Annotated in this window: 20 protein-coding genes and 2 tRNA genes; 14 read left to right on the top strand and 8 right to left on the bottom strand. The window is 67.7% G+C overall.

Going from position 1 to position 22348, the window contains the following annotated elements; genetic code table 11:
* The first annotated feature begins 65 nt into the window (after positions 1-65).
* Complete coding sequence (locus tag Q7X29_RS25870) at positions 66-719, top strand: DUF6339 family protein (RefSeq protein WP_316575621.1); 654 nt, start codon at positions 66-68, stop codon at positions 717-719.
* A 130-nt stretch (positions 720-849) separates the two neighbouring features.
* A complete protein-coding gene (locus tag Q7X29_RS25865; RefSeq protein WP_316575620.1) occupies positions 850-2748 on the top strand; it encodes an ATP-binding protein in 1899 nt (632 codons plus the stop codon).
* 15 nt (positions 2749-2763) lie between these two features.
* Here Q7X29_RS25865 and Q7X29_RS25860 read toward each other — a convergent pair whose 3' ends face one another.
* On the bottom strand, positions 2764-3408 hold the full coding sequence (locus Q7X29_RS25860) for a hypothetical protein (protein WP_316575619.1): 645 nt from the start codon (positions 3406-3408) through the stop codon (positions 2764-2766).
* Between the two features lie 65 nt (positions 3409-3473).
* On the opposite strand from Q7X29_RS25860, the gene Q7X29_RS25855 reads away from it, so the two are divergent.
* Complete coding sequence (locus Q7X29_RS25855) at positions 3474-3899, top strand: NUDIX hydrolase (protein ID WP_316575618.1); 426 nt, start codon at positions 3474-3476, stop codon at positions 3897-3899.
* Here Q7X29_RS25855 and Q7X29_RS25850 read toward each other — a convergent pair.
* Positions 3896-5185, bottom strand: coding sequence for a hypothetical protein (locus Q7X29_RS25850; RefSeq protein ID WP_316575617.1), 1290 nt, complete (start codon positions 5183-5185; stop codon positions 3896-3898). The two genes, Q7X29_RS25855 and Q7X29_RS25850, sit on opposite strands and share 4 nt — an antisense overlap.
* Positions 5186-5470: 285 nt before the next feature.
* Here Q7X29_RS25850 and Q7X29_RS25845 point away from each other — a divergent pair, with 285 nt between their 5' ends.
* Positions 5471-5674, top strand: a complete 204-nt coding sequence (locus Q7X29_RS25845; RefSeq protein ID WP_218719230.1) for a cold-shock protein — start codon at positions 5471-5473, stop codon at positions 5672-5674.
* 112 nt (positions 5675-5786) lie between these two features.
* Here the strand turns inward: Q7X29_RS25845 and Q7X29_RS25840 are convergent, their stop codons facing one another.
* Complete coding sequence (locus Q7X29_RS25840) at positions 5787-6569, bottom strand: MHYT domain-containing protein (RefSeq protein WP_218719231.1); 783 nt, start codon at positions 6567-6569, stop codon at positions 5787-5789.
* 408 nt (positions 6570-6977) lie between these two features.
* Between Q7X29_RS25840 and Q7X29_RS25835 the strand changes: the two genes are divergently transcribed.
* On the top strand, positions 6978-7181 hold the full coding sequence (locus Q7X29_RS25835; protein WP_014987157.1) for a cold-shock protein: 204 nt from the start codon (positions 6978-6980) through the stop codon (positions 7179-7181).
* Positions 7182-7240: 59 nt separating this feature from the next.
* On the opposite strand, the gene Q7X29_RS25830 is transcribed toward Q7X29_RS25835, so the two are convergent.
* Positions 7241-8050: a nucleotidyltransferase domain-containing protein gene (locus Q7X29_RS25830; protein WP_316575616.1), complete on the bottom strand. Its 810-nt coding sequence runs from the start codon at positions 8048-8050 to the stop codon at positions 7241-7243.
* A 133-nt stretch (positions 8051-8183) separates the two neighbouring features.
* Here Q7X29_RS25830 and serA point away from each other — a divergent pair, with 133 nt between their 5' ends.
* Together serA and Q7X29_RS25820 are read left to right on the top strand one after the other, a co-directional pair.
* A complete protein-coding gene (gene serA, locus Q7X29_RS25825) occupies positions 8184-9782 on the top strand; it encodes a phosphoglycerate dehydrogenase (RefSeq protein WP_218719233.1) in 1599 nt (532 codons plus the stop codon).
* Between the two features lie 323 nt (positions 9783-10105).
* Positions 10106-11113, top strand: a complete 1008-nt coding sequence (locus tag Q7X29_RS25820; RefSeq protein ID WP_218719234.1) for a 3-isopropylmalate dehydrogenase — start codon at positions 10106-10108, stop codon at positions 11111-11113.
* A gap of 120 nt (positions 11114-11233) precedes the next feature.
* Here Q7X29_RS25820 and Q7X29_RS25815 read toward each other — a convergent pair whose 3' ends face one another.
* Positions 11234-12391: an MFS transporter gene (locus Q7X29_RS25815; protein ID WP_218719283.1), complete on the bottom strand. Its 1158-nt coding sequence runs from the start codon at positions 12389-12391 to the stop codon at positions 11234-11236.
* Positions 12392-12723: 332 nt separating this feature from the next.
* On the opposite strand from Q7X29_RS25815, the gene Q7X29_RS25810 reads away from it, so the two are divergent.
* From Q7X29_RS25810 to Q7X29_RS25795, 4 genes are all read left to right on the top strand, one after another.
* Positions 12724-13497: a fumarylacetoacetate hydrolase family protein gene (locus Q7X29_RS25810; RefSeq protein WP_218719235.1), complete on the top strand. Its 774-nt coding sequence runs from the start codon at positions 12724-12726 to the stop codon at positions 13495-13497.
* 18 nt (positions 13498-13515) lie between these two features.
* The gene (gltX, locus tag Q7X29_RS25805) at positions 13516-14991 is read left to right on the top strand and encodes a glutamate--tRNA ligase (RefSeq protein WP_316575615.1); all 1476 of its coding nucleotides are present in this window, start codon (positions 13516-13518) and stop codon (positions 14989-14991) included.
* A 179-nt stretch (positions 14992-15170) separates the two neighbouring features.
* Positions 15171-15242 (top strand) — tRNA-Gln (locus Q7X29_RS25800).
* A gap of 28 nt (positions 15243-15270) precedes the next feature.
* Positions 15271-15343, top strand: a tRNA-Glu gene (locus Q7X29_RS25795).
* A gap of 44 nt (positions 15344-15387) precedes the next feature.
* Here the strand turns inward: Q7X29_RS25795 and Q7X29_RS25790 are convergent.
* Positions 15388-16089, bottom strand: coding sequence for an IclR family transcriptional regulator (locus tag Q7X29_RS25790; protein ID WP_218719237.1), 702 nt, complete (start codon positions 16087-16089; stop codon positions 15388-15390).
* Between the two features lie 63 nt (positions 16090-16152).
* Between Q7X29_RS25790 and leuC the strand changes: the two genes are divergently transcribed.
* From leuC to Q7X29_RS25775, 3 genes are all read left to right on the top strand, one after another.
* Entirely contained in the window at positions 16153-17577 is a 1425-nt protein-coding gene (gene leuC, locus Q7X29_RS25785) for a 3-isopropylmalate dehydratase large subunit (RefSeq protein ID WP_316575614.1), read from the top strand.
* A gap of 34 nt (positions 17578-17611) precedes the next feature.
* Positions 17612-18220, top strand: a complete 609-nt coding sequence (gene leuD / locus Q7X29_RS25780) for a 3-isopropylmalate dehydratase small subunit (protein WP_218719239.1) — start codon at positions 17612-17614, stop codon at positions 18218-18220.
* Between the two features lie 156 nt (positions 18221-18376).
* Positions 18377-19048, top strand: a complete 672-nt coding sequence (locus Q7X29_RS25775) for an HU family DNA-binding protein (protein ID WP_316575613.1) — start codon at positions 18377-18379, stop codon at positions 19046-19048.
* A gap of 120 nt (positions 19049-19168) precedes the next feature.
* Here the strand turns inward: Q7X29_RS25775 and Q7X29_RS25770 are convergent, their stop codons facing one another.
* Positions 19169-20089 carry an NUDIX hydrolase gene (locus Q7X29_RS25770; protein WP_316576341.1) on the bottom strand — a complete coding sequence of 307 codons (921 nt, stop codon included), beginning with the start codon at positions 20087-20089 and terminating at the stop codon, positions 19169-19171.
* A 20-nt stretch (positions 20090-20109) separates the two neighbouring features.
* Positions 20110-22278 (bottom strand): RNA degradosome polyphosphate kinase, encoded by a 2169-nt coding sequence (locus Q7X29_RS25765; protein ID WP_316575612.1) that lies wholly within the window; start codon positions 22276-22278, stop codon positions 20110-20112.
* Between the last annotated feature and the right edge of the window lie 70 nt (positions 22279-22348).

The following is a 22348-nucleotide window of genomic DNA, read 5'->3' as shown; positions in this document are numbered from 1 at the left end:
CGGCGGTGTTCGTCGCCACCGGGGGTACTCGGGTGGAACCCGAGAAGCTGCAGATACTCCGGGACATGGTCGTCGACCTGGCAAAGGAATCCGGATTTCCGGAGCTTCCGGATGCCAAACAGAAGACCGCCTTCGACCTGCGGTTGGCGGTCGCACTGCACCGGGAAATGCGCATTTCCCCCGCGGAGGCGGCGTCGGGCGACGTCTGGGCCTTCCTGGCCCTGATCGTCCTTCCCGACGTCGCGCACTGGCGCTACCCCAAGCCGCCGGGCGATCGCGTGCTCGCCTCGGACCTCACCCGTCACGTCTTCGGGCGTATGTGGTGGCGTGCGCAGTTGGTCTACGCCCCGACCGACGCCGACCCCTACGCTGCCCTCCACGTTCTCGGTGAAGCGGCCTTCGATCAGATCTACGCGCGCCGCGCTGCTCTCGGCGGCAGCCCGCACCTGATCAAATCGATTCTGCGGGTGTGGAAACAGATGAATCTCGCAGGCTTGGCCGAGCGTGACATCCTTCGAGACTTCCTGAAGCGCCTGCTCAGGCTGGCGCCGTTCGTCGTGTTCGAAGCGCTCGATGACTACGCGCTGGACGAGGAACTGCTCGAGATCGCCAGGGAAACCGTCGTCGGGTATCTGACCGCACGAGGGTCACTCTCGGCGAGTGACGCCGATGCCCGGGCCGCACTGGTTTTCGCGACACCGGCGACCACCGGTCGGTGACAATTCGGTGAGAGGCATCGGGAGGGCCGCCGACTCGCGGAGGCTCTCCCGGTCTGACTCACCTCTGTTCTCCACGTTGTGATGGAACGGCGCAGTCCGACCGCGCCTCTTGTGAAAGGTGTTGTGCACGATGGGCTCCGGCGGCCAGAAGCGAGACCTGAATCAATCCTTGACTTCGGCGTTCGACGGGGGCACAAGGTTCTTGCCCTACATCGAAGAGATTCGATTTCCGATGTACAAAGCCCTTGCCGCCGATCTCACCTTGAACTTCCCATGGCCCATCACGGCATTGATCGGCCCGAACGGGACCAACAAGAGCTCCATCCTGCGGGCCCTGTCGTCGGCGCCGGAGGGTAGAAGTCTCGCGGAGTTCTGGTTCTCGACCGAGGTGGACGACATCGATGCTGGTGGCAGGGGCCGGGCATCGCACCGATTCATCTACAAGTACGTGTTCGACAACAGCGGGACGCGGGCGGAGTGCCGCAAGTATCGAGGAAACAAGCCGTATCGGTCGAAGGTCCCCGCGAAGCTCACGGGGAAGCGGGATCCCGACTACTGGGAGCCCACCAAACGTGTCGACGTCGACAACATGGCGGATGTACCCGCGGTCGGTTTCGACACGATGGTGTCGGCCAACCGTGACCGTTGGAATCTGATCCGAAAGAACGTGGTGTACCTCGACTTTCGGTCGGAGATCAGCGCCTTCGACAAGTACATTCACCACAGTCCGCTCGACCGGTGGGTTTCGGAACCGTCGCAGCGGCGGTTCCGGGTGATCCTGAACTCGGCTCTGGTCGCGCGTGCGCTGCGCGGTGATTCCGTCCCGACCACGCACCAGAAGAAGCTGGTGGCGAGGGTTCGTGAACTGGACGAGCCATCGGTTCAGGCAGCCGCCCGCATCCTGGGAAAGCCGCTACGGCGTGTCGATATGCTCGAGCACAAGTTCTTCGGGCCGCAGGGCTTCACTGTCCGACTGCACGTCGGTGACGCCACCACGGGTATGTCCAACGCTGGTCGATCGGTGTATTCCGAGGCACACGCGGGCAGTGGCGAGTACGCCGTCGTCAGGTTGGTGGATGCGATCAAGCGCGCACCGGAAGGGTCACTGATCCTGCTCGACGAGCCGGAGGTTTCGCTGCATCCGGGGGCGCAGGCAGCGCTGATGGAGTTCATCAAATCGGAGACCTTGGCGAAGGGACATCAGGTCGTTATTGCCACTCACTCGCCGATTCTGGTCGCCGATCTGCCGCCCGCGGCGATCAAGGTGCTGGCGTTCGACTCGAAGTCGAACCGGGTGGTGAAGATTGCCGACGCCTGCTCGCCGACCGAAGCGTTCGCGCATCTGGGACAGACCGTGTTCAACTCACGTCGGAAGATTCTGGTCGAAGACGACCTGGCTGCTGAATTGGTACGGGCCGCACTGCGCGTACACGCGCCGACGAAGCTGGACACGCTGGAGATCGTGCCCTTCCCCGGTGGTTCGGGCGGCATCGTCAAGACCGCGCTGGCGAGCTTCGCAATGTCCGACATGTCGGAGATCGGCATTCTGTTGGATGGGGACCAACGGGTTCCGGGACGAGGTTCGGCGCTCGACGTCGCCAGGGCTGTCGGTGCGGCGGGAGACAACTTCGATGCCCTGAAAGCGATCTGGAAGTCGACCTTCCACGAGGCCGTGCCCGATCTGCCGATCGATCACGGTTCTGACAATGATCGGAACAACCGCAACAAGTGCAAAGCGGTGCGTACGTGCATCTTTTGGGCGAACGACCATTTGGACTTCTTGCCTGGTACCACTCCCGAATCGTTGCTCAGCGAAGCATTGGGCTATGTACCTTCGGGTACCGACGGCAAGGCTGCGAAACAGGATTGGTTCGAGCGATACCGCGACGAGATGCGGTTGACCCAGTCCGAGCAGGTGTCGTCGGCAGACGTTCTGGGCTATCAGAAGGTCAAACTGGCCGGACTTCCTCAGGATTCTCCGCATCTCAAGGACGTGTTCGGGGCCGTGGAGCGGATTGTGAGTTGGTGATCGCCGGTCGCGGAATCAATTCGTCGCGCGGACCTTGATGGCGTCGTGGGAGATGAGGACGTCGTATTCGCCGGGGGTGGCGATGACGGCGTTGCCGTAGGCGGATTTGACGAAGGGGGAGGTGTACCAGGTGCCGGTGTTCATGTCTTCGAAGAAGTCTCGGTCGCTGCCGTTGAGCATGATGTGGTCCTGGTGGGTGGCTTTGCCGTCGAGGCGCTGGCCGTAGAGGCGGGTGATCTTGTAGCCGGAGTGGAAGCCGAGGGCGTTGACCCAGGGGTGGAGTTCGACGATGTTGGCTTGCAGGGCCCAGAGGTTGCCTTCGACGCGGTGGGTGGTGCGGGTGTCGACGGCGCCGTCGTCGTCGAAGAGGGTCAGTTCGATGTCGAGTTGGTCGGACTGTCCGGCAACGGGTTTCGCGGTGACGTGGGCGGCGGTGATCTCGCCGGTCAGGCCCAGGTAGGTCTGGAGGAGGGTGGCGATCCAGAGCAGGAGGGTGGCGACGAGGAGCAGGGCCAGGCCGGGGGCGCCACGGCCCAGGATGGTCTTGAGGCCGCCGCGGCGGCGGGCCGCGAGGGCGGCGGAGACGAGCAGGGCTACGGCGAGTGCGAGCAGGGCGAGCAGGCCGATCTGGGCGAACCCGAAGGTCACCGGGAAACTCATGTACCGGTTGTACCCCGAATTCGGCTGCAACAGGGGCGGTCTCGGTATCTCGGTAGGGTGAATTCGTGGACAAGTATCGGGTACTCGTCGGCGTTCATCTGGTGCTGCTCGACGGTGACGGGCGGGTGTTGTTGGGGCGCAGGCTCGCTACCGGCTTCGGGGACGGGTTGTTCCATGTGCCCGCGGGGCATCTCGAGGCGGGGGAGTCGGCGGTGGCGGGGTTGATCCGGGAGGCGCGCGAAGAGGTGGGCGTCGAGATCGACGCCGGGGATGTGGCATTCGCGCATGTGCTGCACAGCGACGAGCGGGTGCAGATGTTCTTCGTCGTGCGGCGCTGGCGTGGGGAGGTTGTCAATCGGGAACCGGAGAAGTGTTCGGAGCTGCGGTGGTTCGATCCGGCACAGCTCCCGGCGGAGATCGTCGAATACTGCGAGGTCGGGGTGCGGGCGGCGCTGGCCGGGCGGGTGTTCTCCGAGTTGGGCTGGGACTAGGCGGCTGGTCGGCGGCGCTGGATCAGCGCGATCGCGGCGGTGCAGGCGAGCGCGATGCCGATCGAGGCCGTCGCGGGGATCGGACCGCGGTCGACGTCGGCGGTGCGGTACCACGACGAGGAGTAGGCGAGGTGGCCGAATTCGTCGTCGCTCAACGCGACTCCGAGTGAGGGCACGAACAGGATCGACAGGCCGACGACGGCGGAGGTGGGACTCCCGGGGACCGCCGAGCCGACGCAGTATCCGCACACCGCGCCCAGCGCCAGACAGCCGACGGCGGCGTTGAGGGCCGCCGGCGGGTCGAGCAGGTCGGTGGCCAGCACGAATACCGACAGCGCGACCACGGTGGCCGCGGCGAGGATCGCGCGCGGTGCGCGCAGACCGACCAGCAGCCCGGCGCCGAGAGCGATCATGGTGCCCACGTCGACCAGGCCCGAGCGGGGCAGGGTGATGACGAGGCTGCCCGCCACGGCGAACGTGGTCATCAACAGCAGCAGGACGCCGTCGCGGTCGGGCAGGATCAGCGCGGCCGTCGTCGCGGCCGCCACGACGACGATCGCGCCGACGAGCACGTACGGGACGGTGATCTCGCGCACGGCCACCGCCAGCGACGCCGCCAGGATCGCCGAGAAGGCGATGACGGCGGCGAACACGGGCGCCAACGGGATCGCGGTGTCGAGGACCGGGCGCGGCGAGGCGGTGGTCGTCGCCGCGAAGTAGCCGAGGGCCAGGACGGTGGCCGCGATGAACCACAGCGGCAGGGTGCCGGCGAGGACGCCGTCGAAACCGGCCGAGGTCTCGTCGGTGGGCGCCTCGGTGAGGTCACCGAGCACGGTGGCGGCGGGCACGGCGAACAGGTACACCCCGCGCAACAGCGGGGCGGGCCAGACCGCGACGGCCAAGGCGCCCACCGCCATTCCGGCCAGGAGGGCGTCGACGAAGTTCAGGGTCGGCAGGGACAAGCCGGTGAAATGCGTACTGTCGGCATTGCGGGCCAGGACCAGATGACTGAGCAGGATTCCCGCGAGCGCGACCAGTGCCGTCCACCGGGCCGTGCGCACGCTGCCGACGGCGACGATGACCGCGGCGGTGATGACCGCGACGAACGCGCCGCCGGTCATCGCGCGCGGGATGTTGAACACCAGCAGGTCGACGTGGCGCGATTCGGCCAGAGCGGCGAAGCTGATCGGCAGCATGATGGCGAGGACGGCGACCGCGGCGGCCACGAACACCGTGACCGCTTCGGCAGCGGTCCGCAGCTCGGTGGCGTTGGGCCGCCGGGTCATCGGGCGGCCCGCACGGGTGGTCGCGGGCTCTTCGGGCGTCGCGCGATGGGGGCGTGCACCGAATCTCCGTTCTCGCGACCGGCTGGGTCCGGGCGGACCTGCGAGGGAGTCTATCCAGGGCCGATGCGCGCGCGGGCGCACGTGAGGTCCGCCGCCGTCGTGTCGCGGACCGGTCACCTGCCCGGTGGTGCCGCCGGTCGCCGCCGCCCTGCTGCCGGTGCCGGACCCAGGCATGCGACGATGAACGAATCTGCATGTCAGGTAAATGATTCGGAAGGTCGGTCGATGCCGAACGGCGTTGTGAGCTGGTTCGACAGCGGTAAGGGATTCGGGTTCATCACCCCCGACGCGGGCGGGCCCGAGGTGTTCGTGGAATACACCGAGCTGGTCGGTGCGGGGTTCCGCACGCTACGGGCGGGTCAGCGGGTGGAATTCGGGGTCAGGGAGACCCGGCGCGGACCGGAAGCACAGCACGTGCGGGTCGTCTAGTGACCCCGACGGCATAGATCGCCGTGTGGTCGCGGCCGGCGAGACGACCGCGCTGACGATCAGCGGCCGGGCGCTGAGCCGGAGTGTCTCCCCGGGGTACGGCAGATTCGGCCTAGTTCTGGCCGCTCGGCCAGAACCGGCTCGCGCGCTGACCGTGCACGGGCCGGGCCAGGTTGGGGTCCTCGGCCTCGGTGATGCCGACCTGCATGAGCAGGATCATGGTGACCATGCTGATGCCGATGATCAGCGGGGTGAGCAGCTGGGTCGCGGTGGCGCCGGTGGCGTGGGCGACGTGGGCGCTGGTGTGCGCGCTCATCGAGAACATGCCGGTGTAGTGCATGCCGCAGACGGCGACGCCCATCAGCAGGGCGGCGCCGATGGTGGCGACGATGCCGTGGACGTGCAGCGCGAACCAGAGCGCGGCGGTGGCGGCGACGACGGCGATGACCATCGACACGGCCACCACGAACGGGTCGTAAACGATCTCGATGTCGGTCTTCATCGCGTACATGCCGGAATAGTGCATCGCGCCGACCCCGAGTCCGGTGATCGTCCCGCCCACCGGGAGAGCCGCGCTGTCCCAGCTGCGCCGCACCACGATGGACAGTCCGAGCCACACCACTCCCATCGCGACGGCGGCGCTGAACAAGGTGATCGGGACGTTGTAGCGGATGGTCGCGCCGTGGACGGAAAACCCGAGCATCGCGATGAAATGCATGACCCAGATTCCGGTCCCACCGAGGGCGATCGCGGCCGCGGTGAGCCAGCCGCCGTGAGTACCGGAAGCGCGCGAGCGAACCATGCAACGCAGTGCCAGCATCGACCCGAGGACCGACATGAGATACGCCAGCAGCGGGGTTACCCAGCCGTAGGTGAAATGGTTGATGTCCAGCACTGTCTACTCCTTGCGTGATTTCTCCGCGAGGTGTGCGATCCCTCACGATCTCGGAAAATACGCTGGTAGAAAATTTGCCGTACTGGGTTTCTCGAAAATGTCTAGGGTTGCTGACGGTGATACGTCACCGTGCCGTAGAGATGTCGATGGTGAACCGTGCCAGTCGGTTTGCTCGGTGCTTCCCAGCAAATCCGGCATCCGTGCCGCAACTGCCTCGGCATACGCCGAGCATCCGCTTCGTTGCCCGCCGCGCCCGCTGTGTGACAGCACCAGGTGGCAGCATCGGGGGGTTGGGTTCCTCACAGTCCGCGAGCTCGAGTGTGGAGGAATTCGTCGGATCATGGCATTGTTGAAGCCGAGACCGGGACCGGACTATTAGGACCTGGCTCGTCTACAGAAGGTTTTGAAATGGCTCAGGGCATTGTGAAGTGGTTCAACAGCGAGAAGGGCTTCGGCTTCATCGCACAGGACGGCGGCGGACCCGACGTCTTCGTGCACTACTCGGCTGTTAGCGGCTCGGGCTTCCGCTCCCTCGACGAGGGTCAGCGTGTGGAGTTCGAGATCGGTCAGGGTCAGAAGGGCCCGCAGGCTCAGGACGTCCGCGTCCTCTGATTCTGCGCTTGACCAGCGTACGAACGTGAAGCTCCGCACCAGTAGGTGCGGAGTTTCTGCTATCTGGGGGCCAACGCCTCCGCCCGGAAGAACTCGTCGGTCACGGCGCGCGCCGCCGTCAGGTCCCGCGGCCCGCGCGCGACGAACTCCGCGGTCGCCACCCCGAACTCGGCGGTGATGAAATCGGTGATCAGGCGCGGCGGCTCGCCCGACCCCATCTCCCTGGTCCTGGACTTGAGCGCGGTCAGCTCGCCGATCGCGGCGACCAGGTCGGCGGGCAGAGCGCACTCGGCCAGCAGCGTCGGCAGGTGCATCGGCGCCACCGCCGCGCCGGGGTGCTCACGCAGCCAGCGCAGCGCCATCGCCGGGTGCAGCGAGTAGAACACCTTCTTCAAGCCGCCGTTGCGCTCGAACAGCGCCCACTGGCGCGCGCCCAGGTGCAGATAGTGCCGGGCGATCCGGTCGCGATCGGCCACCTGGTGGGCCACCTCGCGCAGCCGGGCGCGAAACGCCTCGTCGCCGCGATAGACGATGGGTGACATCAGCCACTCCACCAGCACCGCGTTGCCCCGCACCAGCAGGCGCAGGGCCTTGGCCAGGTCCCAGCCGTTCACGTCCAGCAGTCCCACCAGCGGGGTCTCGATGACATCGCGGGTCGTCCACGGCGACAGATAGGTCTCGAGGCTCGCCACGTAGACGAAACGGCAGTCGTAGTCGGAGTCCGGTGAGGGGAAACCCCAAGCCCGGCTGCCGCTTTCGATGGCCAGGCGGATCGCTACGCCGTGCTCGGCCGCCACCCGGTCGAGCTCGGCGTCGACGGCGGCCACGACGGCCGGATCCATCGAGTCGGGGACGGTGCGCAAGGACATGGCGTGATGGTAGGCGGGGCGACGCCCAGGGTTCACCCGGTTTTTGGCAGGGGGGTAAGGGCATCCGAACCCCGGCGACTATTCTGGTCGGCGGTAACTGCCGACCCCCTTTCTTCCCCAGGAGTACCCCACAGTGAGCCAAGCAGGCCGTCCTGTAGTTCTGATCGCCGACAAGCTCGCCCAGTCGACCGTCGACGCGCTCGGTGACGGTGTCGAGGTTCGCTGGGTCGACGGCCCCGACCGCCCGGCGCTGCTCGCCGCGGTCCCCGAGGCCGACGCGCTGCTCGTGCGCTCCGCCACCACTGTCGACGCCGAGGTGCTCGAGGCGGGCAAGAAGCTCCAGATCGTCGCCCGCGCCGGCGTCGGCCTCGACAACGTCGACGTGCCCGCCGCCACCGAGCGTGGCGTGATGGTCGTCAACGCGCCGACCTCCAACATCCACACCGCCGCCGAGCACGCCGTCACCCTGCTGCTCGCCGCCGCCCGCCAGATCCCGGCGGCCGACGCGACCCTGCGTGAGAAGACCTGGAAGCGCAGCAAGTTCAACGGCGTCGAGATCCTCGGCAAGACCGTCGGCGTCATCGGCCTCGGCCGCATCGGCCAGCTGTTCGCGCAGCGTCTGGCGGCGTTCGAGACCAAGATCGTCGCCTACGACCCCTACACCTCGCCCGCGCGCGCCGCCCAGCTGGGCATCGAGCTGCTGAGCCTGGAAGAGGTGCTCGAGCGCGCCGACTTCATCTCCATCCACCTGCCGAAGACGCCCGAGACCAAGGGCATGCTCAACGCCGAGACGCTGGCCAAGACCAAGCCGGGCGTCATCATCGTCAACGCCGCCCGCGGTGGCCTGATCGACGAGCAGGCGCTGGCCGACGCCATCAAGTCGGGCCATGTGCGCGCCGCCGGCCTGGACGTGTTCGAGACCGAGCCGTGCACCGACAGCCCGCTGTTCGACCTGCCCGAGGTCGTCGTGACCCCGCACCTGGGTGCCTCCACCGCCGAGGCCCAGGACCGCGCAGGCACCGATGTCGCCAAGTCGGTGCTGCTGGCGCTGGCCGGTGAGTTCGTGCCGGGTGCGGTGAACGTCACCGGTGGCGCGGTCAACGATGTCGTCGCGCCGTGGCTGGATGTCGTGCGCAAGCAGGGCGCGCTGCTCGGCGCCATCGCCAATGAGCTGCCCGTCAGCGTCGAGGTGCAGGTGCGCGGCGAGCTGGCCTCGCAGGATGTGGCCGTGCTGGAGCTGTCCGCGCTGCGCGGGGTGTTCTCGGCGCTGGTCGAGGACCAGGTCACCTTCGTCAACGCCCCGGCGCTGGCCAAGGAGCGCGGCATCACCGCCGAGGTCACCACGGCCACCGAGAGCCCGAACCACCGCAGCGTCGTCGACCTGCGCGCCGTGTTCGGCGACGGCTCGACCCTGAACGTGGCCGGCACGCTGACCGAGCCGAACCTGGTCGAGAAGATCGTCAACATCAACGGCCGCAACTACGACATGCGCGCCGAGGGCCTGAACCTGGCCGTGCTGAACTACGGCGACAAGCCGGGCGCGCTGGGCAAGATCGGCACCAAGCTGGGCGAGGCCGAGATCGACATCCTGGCCGCGCAGCTGAGCCAGGACGTCGACGCCGAGGGCGCCACCGTGGTGCTGCGCGTCAACCGCGAGGTGCCCGCCGAGGTGCAGTCCGCGATCGCCGAGGCCGTCGGCGCCGCCAAGGTCGTCCTGGTCGACCTGGCCTGAATAATCGGAGCGCTGGCGCGCTCGAGGCCGCGGACTGTGTTTGTTGGAGCGCTGGCGCGCTCGAGGTCGCGGCCTCTCGGTCCCGCCGATCAGCGGCAGTTGCTTGCTCCTTCGTCGCTTGCGCAACTGCCGCTGATCGGCGGGACGGCCGCGACGCGCCGCTGCGCGGCGGGACCTTCCTCGAGGTTGAGTCGTGCGGGTTGCGTGGGGCGGGGCGGGATTGCCCCACCGCGCCCGGTGCGGGGGAGCAGGGGCAGGGACGCCGCGTAGCGTGGCGATGTTCGACGGATGACCGTCATCGTTCTGATTGGAGTCGGAAACTCATGAAGCTTGCAGTCATCGCCGGTGACGGCATCGGGCCCGAGGTCATCGCCGAGGCGCTGAAGGTGCTCGACGTGGTGGTGCCCGGTGTCGAGAAGACCGAGTACGACCTGGGCGCCGCACGCTACCACCGCACCGGCGAGATCCTGCCGGAGTCGGTGCTGCCCGAGCTCAAGCAGCACGACGCGATCCTGCTCGGCGCGATCGGGGACCCGTCGGTCCCCAGCGGTGTGCTCGAGCGCGGTCTGCTGCTCAAGACCCGCTTCGCGCTCGACCACCACGTGAACCTGCGCCCGTCGCGGCTGTACCCGGGTGTCACCAGCCCGTTGGCCGGTAACCCCGACATCGACTTCGTGGTCGTACGTGAGGGCACCGAGGGCCCCTACACCGGCACCGGCGGCGCGATCCGCGTCGAGACTCCGCACGAGGTCGCGACCGAGGTCTCGACCAACACCCGCTTCGGCATCGAGCGTGTCGTGCGCTACGCCTTCGCGACCGCGCAGGCGCGCCGCAAGCACCTGACCCTGGTGCACAAGAACAATGTGCTCACCTTCGCCGGGTCGCTGTGGCAGCGCACCGTGAACGAGGTCGCCGCCGAGTTCCCCGAGGTGCAGACCGCCTACCAGCACATCGATGCCGCCACCATCCACATGGTGACCGATCCGGGCCGCTTCGACGTGATCGTCACCGACAACCTGTTCGGCGACATCATCACCGACCTGGCCGCCGCCGTCAGCGGTGGCATCGGCCTGGCCGCCTCGGGCAACATCGATGCCTCGGGTGTCAACCCGTCGATGTTCGAGCCGGTCCACGGCAGTGCCCCCGACATCGCGGGCCAGTCCAAGGCCGACCCGACCGCCGCGATCCTGTCGGTCTCGCTGCTGCTCACCCACCTCGGCAACACCGAGGGCGCGGCCCGCATCGAGTCCGCCGTCGCCAAGGACCTGGCCTCGCGCACCGGGACCGCCTCCACCGTCGAGGTCGGCGACCGGATCGCCGCCATCGTCTGAGGACAGCAACGACCGAAGGCCCGTCCCGGTTTTGCGGGGCGGGCCTTCGCGTTGGGTGGACATTCGCTGTTATGTTGTGCCGCAGCATATTTCGATTTCGTGAAAAATGCTGCGGCACAGCTACTTTCCGGTGACCCGCGGGACCAGGGGAACGGCCGCGGCGGCGGCGATGGCGGCTACGGCGAAAGCGGCGGGGAAGCCGGTGGCGGTGATCAGGAGGCCGAAGACCGGTGGGACAGCGGCGATGGCGAGGTTCTGGCCGGTGTTCTGGACGCCCAGGCCGCGACCGCTCCAGAATGGGCCCGCGATCTCGGCGACGGCGGTGAAGGCCAGGCCGTTGTCCGACACCGAGATCACCGAGGCGGCGACCATCAGCGGGACGGCCGCCCACCACCAGTCGGTCCAGGCGGTGACGGTCAGCGCGGCCATCACGACGACGGCCGCGACGGCCACCCGGCGCAACGGGCCCAGCCTGCTGCCGACCCGGTCGGACCAGGCGCCCGCGCCGATCCGCCCGGCGGCGCCCAGGAATTGGGTGGCCGTCATCAGCGCGCCCGCGGCCGCCAGCGACCAGCCCAGGTCGCGGTGCAGCCACAGCAGGGCGAAGGTCCACAGGGTCGCCTGCGGGACGACCAGCAGGATCGATACGGCGTGGATGCGCCACAGGGTGGAATCGCCACGGTAGGGGTTGGCGCGGTCGGCTGCCTCGGCGGGCGGGCGCGGCGGGTCGACGATGCCGACCAGACAGCCGAGCGCGGCGATGCCGGCCATCAGCGCGGGCACCAGCAGTGCGGCGGGGATGCCGTGGTGCGCGGCGACCCACGGGATGCTCAGCGCGGCCAGGCCGACGCCCAGCGGCTGCGCGGTCTGGCGGATGCCCATGGCCAGGCCGCGCCGGTCCGGCGGGAACCAGCCGACGATCACCCGTCCGCTCGCGCCGTTGGAGCTGGCCGCGCCGACGCCGCCCAGGAACAGCAGCGCGCCGAAGGCGATCGGATCGTCCACCACCGCGGCGGCGACGCCGGCCACGAACATCAGCGCCGTGCCCGCCACCAGCACGATCCGCTCACCGATCCGGTCGACGACATAGCCCCACGCGATCAGCGTGCACACCAGGCCGACGGTCGGCAGGGCGACCAGCGCACCGGCGGCGGCCAGCGAATCTCCCCGGGCCGTCAGCGCGGGCAGCAGGAACGGGGTGCCGTGGATGAAGATCGAACTCGAGGTCTGCGCGAAGACGCCGAGGGCGAGCATCAGCCAGCGTCTGCCGTCGCTCATCCTGGTCGTCTCGACCGTCGGCCGCACCTCTGTCACGATTCTCACCTCGCCGGGTTGCACTATTGCATCTCAATATTTGAGATGGATGTCTCATGTGGTGAACATCTGGACTCACGGTACACCCGTGACCGTTGAATGGCGCCCTCCGCTTCGGTGTCTGACAGATCACAATCGGCGGCCCCGGCGCGGGTGGCGAATGTCGTAGGCGGGCAGCGCCTTCGAATCACAGTGGTGTGAGCTTTCCCGCATTCCGAGCGCGGGCGCATGACCGCCGCTGTGCCGCATCCCGGGCGCGTTCGGGCAGGTGGGCGTGTCTCGATAGACTCCGGGGCATGCGCTTAGGTCGAGTTGCCAGTCCCGATGGAGTCGCGTTCGTCAGCATCGAAGGTGACGGCAGCGATGCCACCGCCAAGGAGATCGCCGAACACCCGTTCGGTTCGCCGACGTTCACCGGCCGGAGCTGGCCGCTGGCCGATGTCCGCCTGCTGGCCCCGATTCTGGCGAGCAAGGTGATCTGCGTCGGCAAGAACTACGCCGCGCACGCGGCCGAGATGGGCGGCGAGGCGCCCGCCGATCCGGTCATCTTCCTGAAGCCAAACACCGCGATCGTCGGCCCGAACGCCCCGATCATCCTGCCGCCCAGCTCTTCCCAGGTCGACTACGAGGGCGAGCTGGCCGTGGTGATCGGCCGTCCGTGTAAGGATGTGCCCGCCGCCAAGGCCGCCGAGGTCATCCTGGGCTACACCGTCGCCAACGATGTCACCGCCCGTGACCAGCAGCGCCACGACGGGCAGTGGACCAGGGGCAAGGGCTACGACACGTTCTGCCCGCTCGGCCCGTGGATCGAAACCGCCATCGATCCAAGCGATCTGGAGATCGTCACCGAGGTCGAGGGTGAGGTCCGCCAGCGCAGCCGCACGTCGCTGTTCCTGCACGACATCCCCAAGATCATCGAATGGGTGTCGACCGTGATGACCCTGCTGCCCGGTGACGTGATCCTCACCGGCACACCGGAAGGCGTCGGCCCGCTGCGGGCCGGGCAGAACGTGTCGGTCACCGTCGAGGGCATCGGCACCCTCACCAATCCTGTTGCCACCAAGCGCTGATACCGCGGAGAGAGAGTCATGACTGAAGTACGGGTCCGTTTCTGCCCGTCGCCGACCGGCACGCCGCACGTCGGCCTGATCCGCACGGCACTGTTCAACTGGGCGTACGCGCGCCACCACGGCGGCAGCTTCGTCTTCCGCATCGAGGACACCGACGCCGCACGCGATTCCGAGGAGTCCTACCGGGCGATCCTGGACGCGCTGCGCTGGCTGGGCCTGACCTGGGACGAGGGCCCCGAGGTCGGCGGCCCCTACGAGCCGTACCGGCAGTCGCTGCGCCGCGATCAGCACCTCGAGGTCGTGCGCAAGCTGGTCGAGGCGGGCGAGGCCTACGAGTCCTTCTCCACCCCGGACGAGGTCGAGGCGCGCCATCGCGCGGCCGGTCGCGACCCGAAACTGGGCTACGACAACTTCGATCGCGACCTCACCGCCGAGCAGATCGCGGCCTACAAGGCCGAGGGCAGGCCCGCGGTGATCCGGCTGCGGATGCCCGACGAAGATCTCAGCTGGAACGATCTGGTGCGCGGGGAAACCACGTTCAAAGCCGGCACGGTGCCCGATTTCGCGCTCACCCGCGGTAGCGGTGATCCGCTCTACACGCTGGTGAATCCGGTCGACGACGCGCTGATGAAGATCACCCATGTGCTGCGCGGTGAGGATCTGCTGTCCTCGACCCCGCGCCAGCTCGCGTTGTACGCGGCGCTGCAGCGTATCGGGGTCGCGGAGTTCACCCCGGAGTTCGGTCATCTGCCGTTCGTGATGGGTCAGGGCAACAAGAAGCTGTCCAAGCGCGACCCGGAATCGAATCTGTTCGTCCACCGGGATCGGGGATTCGTCCCCGAGGGTTTGCTGAATTACCTGGCCCTGCTCGGCTGGAGTATCGCCGAGGACCGCGACGTGTTCTCCATGGCCGAGATGGTGGCCGCGTTCGACATTTCGACGGTCAATTCCAATCCGGCCCGATTCGACCAGAAGAAAGCCGACGCGATCAATGCCGAGCAGATTCGTTTGCTCGAGCCGGGTGATTTCGGCCACCGTTTGCGGGAGTTCCTGACCGCGCAGGGCCATATCGGCGCCGAAATCGACGAGAAGACCTTCCTCGCCGCGGCCGAACTGGTGCAGACCCGCATCGTCGTGCTCGGCGACGCCTGGGACCTGCTGAAATTCCTGTTCGTGGCGCCCGAGGAGTTCGCGATCGACCAGGCCGCCGGCGCCAAGAATCTCGGCGCCGAGGCCGACCCCGTGCTCGAGGCCGCCATCGCCGCCGTGGAGCCGCTGGCCGAGTGGACCACCCCGGCCCTGGAAGAGGCCCTGAAGAAGGCGCTGATCGACGATCTGGGGCTCAAGCCGCGCAAGGCGTTCGCGCCGGTGCGCGTCGCGGTGACGGGCTCGCACATCAGCCCGCCGCTCTACGAGTCGATGGAGCTGCTCGGCCGCGCGGTCTCGCTCGACCGGCTCCGCGCCGCCCGTGGCTGGGTGCCCGCCGCGCAGTGAGTGCGTTCCGGGGCGGTGTCCGCACCGCCCCGGAAGGGTCAAAACAGCTGAAAATGGGCTTCTGACCAGGCGATTTGTAGTTTACCCCACTGTGTTTGGTAATCTTCTCCTCGCCGCGGAACACGGCCTCGCAACACCGACAACCAGCCGGTGAGACGGAGGCCGAGCGTTTCCATCCTTGGGGTATGGTGTAATTGGCAACACAGCTGATTCTGGTTCAGCCATTCTAGGTTCGAGTCCTGGTACCCCAGCAAGATTTCACTTCGGTGAGATCGTCCTGGCCCCGTCGTCTAGCGGCCTAGGACGCCGCCCTCTCAAGGCGGTAGCGCGGGTTCAAATCCCGTCGGGGCTACAAAGAAAGACCCCCGGTCGAATTCGACCGGGGGTCTTCTTCGTTCACAGCCGCTTGTGCAGCGCCTCGGCGGCGGCGACCAGATCGGCCGCCCAGCGCGCGCCCGGCCGCCTGCCCATCCGATCGATCGGGCCCGACACCGACACCGCGGCCACCACGACGCCCGCCGCGTCACGCACCGGCGCCGAGACGCTCGCCACGCCCTGCGCGCGTTCGGCGGCACTCTGCGCCCAGCCGCGCTTGCGGACCTCGGCCAGCGCGCGATCGCCGAACACCGCGTCGGCCAGGACGGTGCGTTGGAGCTCCGGGTCCGCCCACGCCATCAGGACCTTGGCCGCCGAGCCCGCGGTGAGCGGGAGCCGGGAGCCGACGGGCACGGTGTCGCGCAGGCCGACGGGCGGCTCCAGCGCGGCCACGCAGACGCGCGCGTTGCCGTCGCGGCAGTACAACTGGACGCTCTCGCCGGTGATCTCCCGCAGCCGGGGCAGAATGGCCCCTGCGGCCTCCACCAGTGGATCGGCGGCCCCCGCCGACAGTTCGGTGAGCGCGGGGCCGGGACGCCACAGCCCGTTGCCGTCACGTGCCAGCAGCCGGTGCGTCTCCAGCCCGACCGCCAGCCGGTGCGCCGTGGCGCGGGGCAGGCCGGTGCGGGTGCACAGGTCGTTGAGACCGCATGGCTCGTCCGCGACGGCGTAGAGCACCGCCACGGCTTTGTCGAGGACCCCGATACCGCTATGCTGTCTCATAGAACGATACTAACGTCTCATATCTTGAGATTCCAAGTATGTCCGTCGAAAGGTGATCAAGCAATGGCCGAGCGCGCCCGCACACTGGCCGAGAAGGTGTGGGAACAGCACGTCGTCGTCCCTGGCGAAGGCGAAGGTTCCTCCCGCGAACCCGACCTGATCTACATCGATCTGCACCTCGTGCACGAGGTGACCAGCCCGCAGGCCTTCGACGGGCTCCGCGCGGCGGGCCGTCCGGTGCGCAGGCCCGATCTCACCATCGCGACCGAGGACCACAACGTCCCCACCGTCGACATCGACAAGCCGATCGCCGACCCGATCTCGCGCACCCAGGTCGAGACGCTGCGGCGCAACTGCGCCGAGTTCGGCGTGCGCCTGCACCCGATGGGCGACGTCGAGCAGGGCATCGTGCACGTGGTCGGCCCGCAGCTCGGCCTGACCCAGCCGGGCATGACCGTGGTCTGCGGTGACAGTCACACCTCCACGCACGGCGCGTTCGGCGCGCTGGCGATGGGCATCGGCACCAGCGAGGTCGAGCACGTGCTGGCCACCCAGACGCTGTCGCTGCGCCCGTTCAAGACCATGGCCATCACCGTCGACGGGGAATTGGCGCCCGGCGTCACGAGCAAGGACCTGATCCTGGCCGTAATCGCCCAGATCGGCACCGGCGGCGGTCAGGGCTATGTGCTGGAGTACCGCGGCGAGGCGATCCGCAAGCTGTCGATGGAAGCGCGGATGACCATCTGCAACATGTCCATCGAGGCGGGTGCCCGCGCGGGCATGATCGCCCCGGACGCGGTGACCTACGAATTCCTGAAGGGCCGCCCGCACGCGCCCCAGGGCGCCGACTGGGACGCCGCGGTGGCCGCCTGGGAGGCGCTGAAGACCGACGAGGGCGCGGTTTTCGACGCCGAGGTCCACATCGACGCGAACCAGCTGACCCCGTTCGTCACCTGGGGCACCAACCCCGGTCAGGGCCTGCCGCTGGGCGCGAACGTGCCGGATCCGGCCCAGATCGCCGATGAGAGCGAGCGCGAGGCCGCCGAGAAGGCCTTGCGCTACATGGACCTGACGCCGGGAATGCCGCTGCGTGAGGTCACCGTCGACACCGTTTTCGTCGGTTCCTGCACCAACGGCCGGATCGAGGATTTGCGGGCCGTCGCCGATGTGCTGAAGGGCCGCCACGTGGCCGACGGCGTGCGAATGCTGGTCGTTCCCGGCTCGATGAAGGTGCGCGTCCAGGCGGAAAAAGAAGGACTCGGCGAGATTTTCACCGCCGCCGGCGCGGAATGGCGCCAGGCGGGCTGCTCGATGTGCCTGGGCATGAATCCCGATCAGCTCGAGCCGGGCCAGCGCTGCGCGTCGACGTCGAACCGCAATTTCGAAGGCAGGCAGGGCAAGGGTGGCCGTACGCACCTGGTCTCGCCCCTGGTCGCGGCCGCCACGGCGGTCCGCGGCACCCTGTCCTCGCCCGCCGATCTGGCCTGAGCGCCCCGACCACCACGATCGAAGGAGAATCGTTATGGAAGCCTTCACTGTTCACAAAGGCATCGGGGTCCCGCTGCGCCGGTCCAATGTCGACACCGACCAGATCATCCCGGCCGTTTACCTGAAGCGGGTGACCCGCACTGGTTTCGAGGACGGCTTGTTCGCCGGTTGGCGGGCCGATCCGGACTTCATTCTGAACACCGAGCCGTACAGCCACGGCAGCGTGCTGGTGGCCGGGCCGGATTTCGGTACCGGGTCCTCCCGGGAGCACGCCGTGTGGGCGCTGTCGGACTACGGCTTTCGGGTGGTCATCTCGTCGCGTTTCGCCGACATCTTCCGCGGGAATGCGGGGAAGGGCGGCCTGTTGGCCGCGCAGATGTCACAGAACGATGTCGAAATGCTGTGGAAGCTGATCGAGGAACAGCCCGGCCTCGAATTGGTTGTCGACCTGACCGCGCGCACCGTGACGGCGGGAACCGTCGTGTTGCCGTTCGATATTGACGACTACACCCGGTGGCGTCTGCTGGAGGGTTTGGACGACATCGGCCTCACGCTGCGGCGGGCCGACGTCATCGGCGAGTTCGAAAAGGGAAGGCCGTCATGGAAACCCGTGACGCTGCCGGAGCCTATTTCGCAGGCGTAATCACCTGGGACGCTTAGTGGCGCTTCCCTGGGGGCGGTAGCTGGACGTGTGCTAAACCACATGAATTTTGGCGTGGCACATAGACTCTTGCTCAAACTGGGTTTACCGTGGTACCTAGTCGGTCCGACGACGGGCCATTAGTCTGCGGAGGATTCAATGAACAAGGCGGAACTGATCGACGTTCTGACCGAAAAGTTGGGTACGGACAGGCGCACGGCAACTGCGGCTGTCGAGAACGTGGTCGATACCATCGTTCGCGCCGTGCACAAAGGTCAAAGCGTCACCATCACCGGATTCGGTGTGTTCGAACAGCGCAAGCGTGCCCCCAGGGTTGCCCGCAACCCGCGTACCGGGGAAACCGTGAAGGTGAAGGCGACTTCGGTGCCTGCCTTCCGGCCGGGCGCTCAGTTCAAGGCGGTGATCGCGGGTAAGCAGAAGCTGGCCGCGTCCGGCCCTGCCGTCAAGCGTGGCGTGAACGCCCCGGTGGCGGCGAAGAAGGCGGCAGCCAAGAAGACGGCGGCCAAGAAGACCGCCGCCAAGAAGGCGACGCCGTCGAAGGGTCCGGCCAAGACCACCGCCCGTAAGGCAGCCACCAAGGCACCCGCCGCCAAGAAGACCACCACGACGGCGGCGAAGAAGGCCACCGCCGCCAAGAAGACCACGGCGGCAAAGAAAGTGACCGCGGCCAAGAAGGCTCCGGCCAAGAAGGTCACGGCGGCCAAGAAGACCACGGCCGCCAAGACCACCGCGGCCAAGACCACCGCCGCCAAGAAGGCTCCTGCCAAGAAGACTGCTGCGAAGAAGACAGCCACCCGTCGTGCTCGTTGATCCCGCCGCAGCGGGATCGGGTCGGGGAATGTGCACGTAGGCCGCATCACCCACCACTGGACCGAGAACGGCCCCGGGAATCCGGGGCCGTTTCGGCTGTTTCGGGGCGGTGCGGGCGACTCAGGTGGTGACGATTCCCGCTGAGAGCGACCGGTCCATATGGTCGGCCGCGACCAATCGGTCCGCGACGAACGACAATGCCCAGACGCTGCCCTTGCGATTGCGCGCGGGCGGCAGGGTGAGCCCGCCCTGCTCGGCGAGCCACTGCGTCAGATCCGGAATCACCCCGCCCTGACTGCACACCACCGGCACACCCCGATCCGTTACCAACGACAGAAATCGTTGCCGTGCGGCGCTTTTCGCTGAATCGTAACCTTGCTCGGAAAACATTGGCTCGCAATTGATTTCGGCGTTCAACTGTTCTGCCAACGGGGTCACGGTTTGGATACAGCGCAGCGGATCGGCCGAATGGATCTCGGAGGGGCCGAACGCCAGCAGATTCGGTGTCAATGCCTTCGCCTGCTGCTCGCCGGCGGGCTCGAGCGGGCGCAACTCGTCGGGTCCGTCGAAACGCGAGCGCTTGCCTGCCTTGGCATGGCGGACCAGCAGTACCGTGTTCGTCCGGGCGGGCAGCCGGGCGAAAATCCGGACGACCTGGCGGTCCATCGGATACGACAGCTGATCCATCACCCGGTCGAGCGGGTACCAGCGCAGCTGGTCGACCTCGGCGTTGACGGCGAACTCGCCCACCGCCGCCTCGGCGGCCCAGTAGTCGACCCGCTTGAGCTGACGATGGCCGGGGATCGGATAGGTGACGTGCCCGAGATAGCGACCGAGGGTGCACGGCAGCCCGGTCTCCTCGCCGACTTCGCGCACCGCGGCGATCACCGGGGTCTCGCCGGGGTCGAGCTTGCCCTTGGGCAGCGACCAGTCGCCGTACTTGGGCCGGTGGATCACGGCGATCTCCGGTCCTGCGGCGCCGTCGCGCCACAGGACCGCGCCCGCGGCATGGATGTTGGGTCGAACCCGGGGGTCGTGCATCGCGGTCTGTACGCCCTCGCTCACGGCTGATCGGGACGACGCAGTCGCATCAGGAACTGCTGGTGGTCGCGCACCTGATCGGCGTCGGCGTCGGTCGGGCTGGCCTGCCAGGTGCCGTCCGGGCCGAGGACCCAACAGCGGGTCATCGGGTCGAGCGCCGAATCGAACACCACGGCCAGCTGTTCGACCAGGCGTGGATCCTTCACCTGGACCATGACCTCGACGCGGCGGTCGAGATTGCGGTGCATCATGTCGGCGCTGCCGATCCAGGTCTGCTCCTGCGCGCGGAACTCGATCACCCTGGAGTGCTCCAGGAACCGGCCCAGGATCGAGCGCACCTCGATGTTCTCGCTCAGGCCGGGCACGCCGGGGCGCAGGCCGCAGATGCCGCGCACGACGATTTGCACCGGCACACCGGCCTGGGACGCCCGGTACAGCGCGTCGATGATCTGCTCGTCGACGATCGCGTTGGCCTTGAGCCGGATCCGGGCGTCGAAGCCCTCCCTGGCCAGTTCGATCTCGCGGTCGATCCGTTCGATGATGCCCGCGCGCACGCCGAGCGGGGCGACCATCAGGTTGCGGTAGTCCTCCTTGCGGGAGTACCCGGTCAGCGAGTTGAACAGGTCGGTCAGATCGGCGCCGATCTCCGGTGCGGCGGTGAACAACCCGACGTCCTCGTACAGGCGCGCGGTCTTCGGGTTGTAGTTGCCCGTGCCGATATGGCAGTAGCGGCGGATCGTGGACCCCTCGCGGCGCACCACCAGGCAGGTCTTGCAGTGGGTCTTGAGGCCGATCAGGCCGTAGACCACGTGGACGCCCGCCTGTTCCAGCGCGCGTGCCCATTTGATGTTGGCCTGCTCGTCGAAGCGGGCCTTGATCTCGACCAGCGCGACGACCTGCTTGCCCGCCTCGGCGGCCTCGATCAGCGCGTTGATGATGGGGGAGTCACCGGAGGTGCGGTAGAGCGTCTGCTTGATCGCCAGCACCTGCGGGTCGGCCGCGGCCTGCTCGATGAAGCGCTGCACGCTGGTGGAGAACGAATCGTAGGGGTGGTGCACCAGCACGTCGCCCTCGCGCAGTGCCGCGAAGACGTTGCGCGGGGTCTCGCGTTCGCCGAAGGCCGCGGGGGTGGCCGGAACATACGGCGCGTCCTTGAGATCGGGCCGGTCGACGCCGTAGACCTGCCACAGGCACGACAGATCCAGCAGCCCGGGCACCTGGATGACGTCGCCGGGGTCGACCTCGAGTTCGCGTAGTAGCAACTCCAGCATGTGCTCGGTCATGTCGTCGGAGACCTCGAGCCGCACGGGCTTCCCGAACCGGCGCCGCGCGAGTTCGCGTTCCATCGCCTGCAGCAGGTCCTCGTCGCGGTCCTCGTCGACCTCGAAATCGGCGTTGCGGGTGATCCGGAACGAATGCGTCTCCACCACGGTCAGGCCGGGGAACAGCAGATCCAGGTGCGCGGCGATGAGGTCTTCCATCGGCAGGAACGCCGCGATCGCCGAGGGCGCCTTGGTGCGGCGCACGCGCACGAACCGGTCGACGTTGTCGGGCACTTTCACGCGGGCGAAATGCTCGCCGCCGGTGCCGGTGTCCTTCACCGTGACCGCGAGGTTGAGGCTCAGGCCCGAGATGTAGGGGAACGGGTGGGCCGGGTCGACGGCCAGCGGGGTGAGCACGGGGAACACCTGATCGGTGAAATACCCCGAGAGCCGTTGCCGTTCATCGTCGTCGAGATCGGCCCAGCCGATGAGGTCGATGCCCTCCTCGGCCAGCGCGGGATTCACCTCGTCGAGGAACACGTGCGCGTGGCGCTCGGCGAGTTCCTGGGCGCGGGCGGCGATCATCTCCAGTTGCTCCGACGGGGAGCGGCCGTCGGCGGAGCGCACGGACAGCCCGGTCTCGGCACGGCGTTTCAGGCCGGCGACGCGGACCATGTAGAACTCGTCGAGATTCGAGGCGAAGATCGCCAGGAACTTGGCGCGTTCGAGCAGCGGCAGCGAGGCGTCCTCGGCGAGCGCGAGGACGCGGGCGTTGAAGTCGAGCCAGCTCAGTTCCCGGTTGAGGTAGCGATCCCTGGGCAATCGCTGCGTCGACGGGTCACCGCCCGAGGCAGTGGCGGCCGCAGGTGGCGGGGAAATCGGAGGCTGTTGCTTGATGGTTTCCGTATCGCTCACGCTGTCAATCATCCCCTACGAACCGGGCAGTCCGCAGTATGACGTTGCCGCGTTCGCCCGACCCTGACCAGTGGCGGCGATC

It is taken from the genome of Nocardia canadensis (genome assembly GCF_032656385.1).
GTDB lineage: Bacteria > Actinomycetota > Actinomycetes > Mycobacteriales > Mycobacteriaceae > Nocardia > Nocardia canadensis.
The sequence above is the reverse complement of the archived record's forward strand: the minus strand, read 5'-3'. Positions and strand labels throughout refer to the sequence as shown.

Excerpts from the sequence above, each read along its gene's own strand:
- Q7X29_RS25870 (WP_316575621.1), top strand. The coding sequence starts at position 66 with ATGGTCGTCGACCTGGCAAAGGAATCCGGATTTCCGGAGCTTCCGGAT.
- Q7X29_RS25865 (WP_316575620.1), top strand. The coding sequence starts at position 850 with ATGGGCTCCGGCGGCCAGAAGCGAGACCTGAATCAATCCTTGACTTCG.
- Q7X29_RS25860 (WP_316575619.1), bottom strand. The coding sequence starts at position 3,408 with ATGAGTTTCCCGGTGACCTTCGGGTTCGCCCAGATCGGCCTGCTCGCC.
- Q7X29_RS25850 (WP_316575617.1), bottom strand. The coding sequence starts at position 5,185 with ATGACCCGGCGGCCCAACGCCACCGAGCTGCGGACCGCTGCCGAAGCG.
- Q7X29_RS25845 (WP_218719230.1), top strand. The coding sequence starts at position 5,471 with ATGCCGAACGGCGTTGTGAGCTGGTTCGACAGCGGTAAGGGATTCGGG.
- Q7X29_RS25835 (WP_014987157.1), top strand. The coding sequence starts at position 6,978 with ATGGCTCAGGGCATTGTGAAGTGGTTCAACAGCGAGAAGGGCTTCGGC.
- Q7X29_RS25830 (WP_316575616.1), bottom strand. The coding sequence starts at position 8,050 with ATGTCCTTGCGCACCGTCCCCGACTCGATGGATCCGGCCGTCGTGGCC.
- Q7X29_RS25820 (WP_218719234.1), top strand. The coding sequence starts at position 10,106 with ATGAAGCTTGCAGTCATCGCCGGTGACGGCATCGGGCCCGAGGTCATC.
- Q7X29_RS25815 (WP_218719283.1), bottom strand. The coding sequence starts at position 12,391 with ATGAGCGACGGCAGACGCTGGCTGATGCTCGCCCTCGGCGTCTTCGCG.
- Q7X29_RS25810 (WP_218719235.1), top strand. The coding sequence starts at position 12,724 with ATGCGCTTAGGTCGAGTTGCCAGTCCCGATGGAGTCGCGTTCGTCAGC.
- gltX (WP_316575615.1), top strand. The coding sequence starts at position 13,516 with ATGACTGAAGTACGGGTCCGTTTCTGCCCGTCGCCGACCGGCACGCCG.
- Q7X29_RS25790 (WP_218719237.1), bottom strand. The coding sequence starts at position 16,089 with ATGAGACAGCATAGCGGTATCGGGGTCCTCGACAAAGCCGTGGCGGTG.
- leuC (WP_316575614.1), top strand. The coding sequence starts at position 16,153 with ATGGCCGAGCGCGCCCGCACACTGGCCGAGAAGGTGTGGGAACAGCAC.
- leuD (WP_218719239.1), top strand. The coding sequence starts at position 17,612 with ATGGAAGCCTTCACTGTTCACAAAGGCATCGGGGTCCCGCTGCGCCGG.
- Q7X29_RS25775 (WP_316575613.1), top strand. The coding sequence starts at position 18,377 with ATGAACAAGGCGGAACTGATCGACGTTCTGACCGAAAAGTTGGGTACG.
- Q7X29_RS25770 (WP_316576341.1), bottom strand. The coding sequence starts at position 20,089 with ATGCACGACCCCCGGGTTCGACCCAACATCCATGCCGCGGGCGCGGTC.
- Q7X29_RS25765 (WP_316575612.1), bottom strand. The coding sequence starts at position 22,278 with ATGATTGACAGCGTGAGCGATACGGAAACCATCAAGCAACAGCCTCCG.